At 61.7% G+C, this 3487-nt stretch carries 2 protein-coding genes; both read right to left on the bottom strand.

Annotated elements, in window-relative coordinates:
* Nucleotides 1-211 precede the first annotated feature (211 nt).
* Entirely contained in the window at nt 212-1588 is a 1377-nt protein-coding gene (locus GX444_19200) for a sulfatase (protein NLH50707.1), read from the bottom strand.
* Between the two features lie 23 nt (nt 1589-1611).
* Nucleotides 1612-3282, bottom strand: coding sequence for a DUF998 domain-containing protein (locus tag GX444_19205; protein NLH50708.1), 1671 nt, complete (start codon nt 3280-3282; stop codon nt 1612-1614).
* Nucleotides 3283-3487: the final 205 nt, after the last annotated feature.

Below are 3487 nucleotides of genomic sequence, written 5' to 3' on the forward strand. Positions count from 1 at the left end.
AATGGCTCGTCCCCTTTCCAAAATGATTCGGGATGTGGCATCGCCCAGATCATCCGGTGAACCGAAAAATTCGACCGACAGTCGAACTAGAGGAAAGTTATATCTTGACAACCACTTGTCCTTTCCGAGAAGGGATGCGGTCCTATACTAACCGTGTCCCTGAGGAACGAAGTGTCTCGAAGGGTACGAAAAGCAATACCCTCCGTTCCGCTCAGTTCAGGTAGCCCAGGTTTTTCAACTTCTCGTGCATCTCATCCGACAGATCTTCGGTGATGGAGCGGGGCGGAAAACGGACCTGATAGCCCACGCTTTCGAGCAGCGTCTTGAAGGCTTCGGCGCTCTCGCCGCCCTTGAGTTCCTCAAAGGCGTCGTTTTCTTCCCGCGGGTCGGCCGCCAGATCGAAAATATGGCGGCGGCCGTCGATGCGTTGAATGTATTTGTGGGGCCACCGCACCATGGCGGATTGGCGGGCCCAGGGCAGATCGATCTGGCTGAACAGATCGCGCGGCGTCGCGGGTTGCCCTTCCAGCAGCGGCAACAGGCTGACGCCGTCGGTCTTGCTCATCGGCGGCGCGTGCAGGACATCCGCCAGTGTGGCAAAGATGTCGATCGTCGACACCGGGTCTTTCACCCGGAGGCCGGCGTTTTTTCCTTTGGGCAGCTTGATCATCAGCGGCACGTGAATCTGCGTCTGCATCAGGTTGTTGCCGTGGATCATTTCGCCGTGTTCGTAAAATTCCTCGCCGTGATCGGCGGTGATGATGACGATCGCGTCTTCATAGCCCGGCAGGTTTTTCAGCACTTCGCCCAGGTGCGCGTCCAGCGCCGCCACCTCGGATTCGTAAAGCGCCCGCGCCAACTTGACCAGTTCCGGATCGGCGAAGACGCCTTCGCGAATCAACTCCAGCATGTCCTTGCCGAACACCTTGTCCAGGTTCTTTTTGTAATCGGGCAGGTACTGCGAGATGTACGGTTCCTGCGGCACGTAGGGGTGATGCGGATCGAAGTAGAACAAAAATCCGAAGACGCCCTGGCCGAAGCGGTATTCGGCCGCCAGCCGCGGCACGATGCCCTGCCAGCTCGAGGTCACCCCTTCCTTGTCGACGAACGGATGGCAGACGTATTCGTCGAAGCCTTGCGCAAAACCGTATTTCTCGTCGAGGTGCCCGTTGCCGCTGACGCCATACGTGCGGTAGTTGATCCGTTTGAACAGCTCCGCCAGGGTATTGTAACCGTCCGACAGTTTCTGCTGCGACAGCACCCGCCCGTTTTCCTGCAAGGCTTTGACGCAACCGTGATGAAACGGGTAAAGGCCGGTGATGATGCTGACCATGCTCGGCACGGTCCAACTCGCCGGCGCGATGCAGTTGTCGAATACCACCGCCTGCTTGGCGAAATCGTCCAGCACCGGAGTGGGATGAACGCCGCCGTAACAGCCCAGCGCGTCCGCCCGCAACGTGTCGATGCCGATCAGGTAAACCGGCGTCGGCGCCGGCAGGGCCTGACAGCCGAAAGCCGCCAGCAGCCACAGCAGGATCACAATCGACCAAAACGCCGGCCTCGCGATCGCGGCACTTTTTCGGGACATGGTGTTGCTCCCTCCGAGTAGGCTTATTCCTCCGCCGGCGCGGCGTTCGCGTCCGGGGATTCGGCCGCCGGGGTCGCCGACGAGTCGGCGGCCGGCGGGCCTTCTTCTTCCAGGTCGGGGCCGGCGGTGGGCGGAGCGGGAGCGAGCGATTCGAGGCCCAGGCAGAAACCGCCGGTCTGGCTGGTGAAGCACAATTGGTCGCGCAGGCGATCCAGAGTCAGGTAACGAATCCGCCGGCCGGCTTGAATCGACCAGACTTGCCGCCCCTGCCGGCCGTCGAAGGCATAGGCGGTCAGGGTGCCGGTGAAGAAGTTGCCGACGTACAACAGGTCGCGCCGCGGGTCGAATTGCATGAAGCGCCCGCCGCGCTCGACCGGCAGCGAGGCGATCGGCGCCAGGGTATCGGCGTCGAGCACGCGGATTTCCTTGGCGAAGAGGGACGAGACGAAAACCCGGCGCTGTTTTTCGTCGAGGGCCAGGTTGTACATCAATTTGCCGAAATCGAGCTGGGCGCTGTTGACCTTTTCCAGCGGCCGGTTGCGGACCCGCGCCACCTCGCCGCCCTGGGTGACCAGCAGGACTTCGTGGTCGTGCGGCCGGTCGATCGCCAGGTCGGTGGGCGTGGACGGGAATTCCAGGCGGCCGATTTCCGCCAGGTTGCTGGCGCGCAATTCGAAGAGATAGTCCTTGTTCGCGGCGATCATGTAGAGCCGGTTGTTCTGCCGGTCCAGGCGCAGCAGGCCGACATGCACGCCGTCGAATTTTTCCTTGAGGTAGGTCTTCTGCGGATTGGCGGCGTTGAGCGCCATCACCTCGTTTTCGCCGGGGTTGCCGACAAACAGCGTCCGCGAGGCGCAATCCTGGGCCAGGTTGTCGGTCAGGCCGCCGATCATCGGCACGACCTTGCGCCGGTTCGACGTCGGATCGATCAGGACCAGGCGCGAATAGTAGGTCAGCTTTCCGCCGACATAAAATTTCTCGCCGTCGCACGACGGCACCAGGAACGGCGAGTTGACGCCCAGCAGGCGCGCCCAGCCGCGGCGTTGCCCGTCGTATTGGAAGACCTTGTAGGCGGCCGGATGGCGGCTGATTTCCTCCTGGCCGCCGACGTCGAAATAAAACCAGGCGCCGTGGCTGATCAGCAAGGCCATCATGATGCTGACCGCGAGCGGGGCGCGCGGGAAGTTGTCGCGATCCGGCAGGCGGAAATAAAGCGCCATCAATCCCAGGCCGAATAGCGCCAGCAACGAACGCAGGATTTCCATCGACAACAGATGGCCCAGCACGATCGCCGCAAACACGGCGAAGGTCCAGGGGCGCAACCGCTTCCAGTTCAGCACCAGAAAAGCGATCGTCAGCGCCCAGGTGAGCAGGAGGTACCAGGTGAAGAACAGGCCGACGAACAGGTTGGTGGCCACCAGGCCGAATACACTGCCCACGGCGACCAGCGTGCCCACCCACCAGGCGGCGCGCGGCCGCTTGGCGCGCAACACCGGATAACCGAAAGTCAACAGCAGAACCGACGCGCCGACCAGCGGCGCCTGGCCGTGTTGCAGCAGGTACGCCACCACGACCGTCGGCACCAGGGGCATGACCAGCATGCCGACGGAAAAAGGCAGCGATTGCAGGTAATAACCCACGCCGATCCCGCCGAACCAGCGGCGCAGGAAGAATTCTTTCTTTTGTTCGGTCAACTCGTGCCCCCTAATGGCAGTCGAGAATAGCCTACCGGACATGAGGTGACAACCGCGCGAATCGCGCCTGTATTAGCTTAGCGACTTTGTCCCCTGTAACTGCTTAGCGATTATGTCCCCCATGAAGAAGGACATGATTTCGATGACTCCCAAGGAGTTACAGCGGATGAGGTTGCTGGTCTGCGTCCTGGAGGGGCAGCTGCCC

Source organism: Myxococcales bacterium (genome assembly GCA_012517325.1).
GTDB lineage: Bacteria > Lernaellota > Lernaellaia > Lernaellales > Lernaellaceae > JAAYVF01.

Coding starts and splice junctions, on each gene's coding strand:
- GX444_19200 (NLH50707.1), bottom strand. CDS start 1,588: ATGTCCCGAAAAAGTGCCGCGATCGCGAGGCCGGCGTTTTGGTCGATT.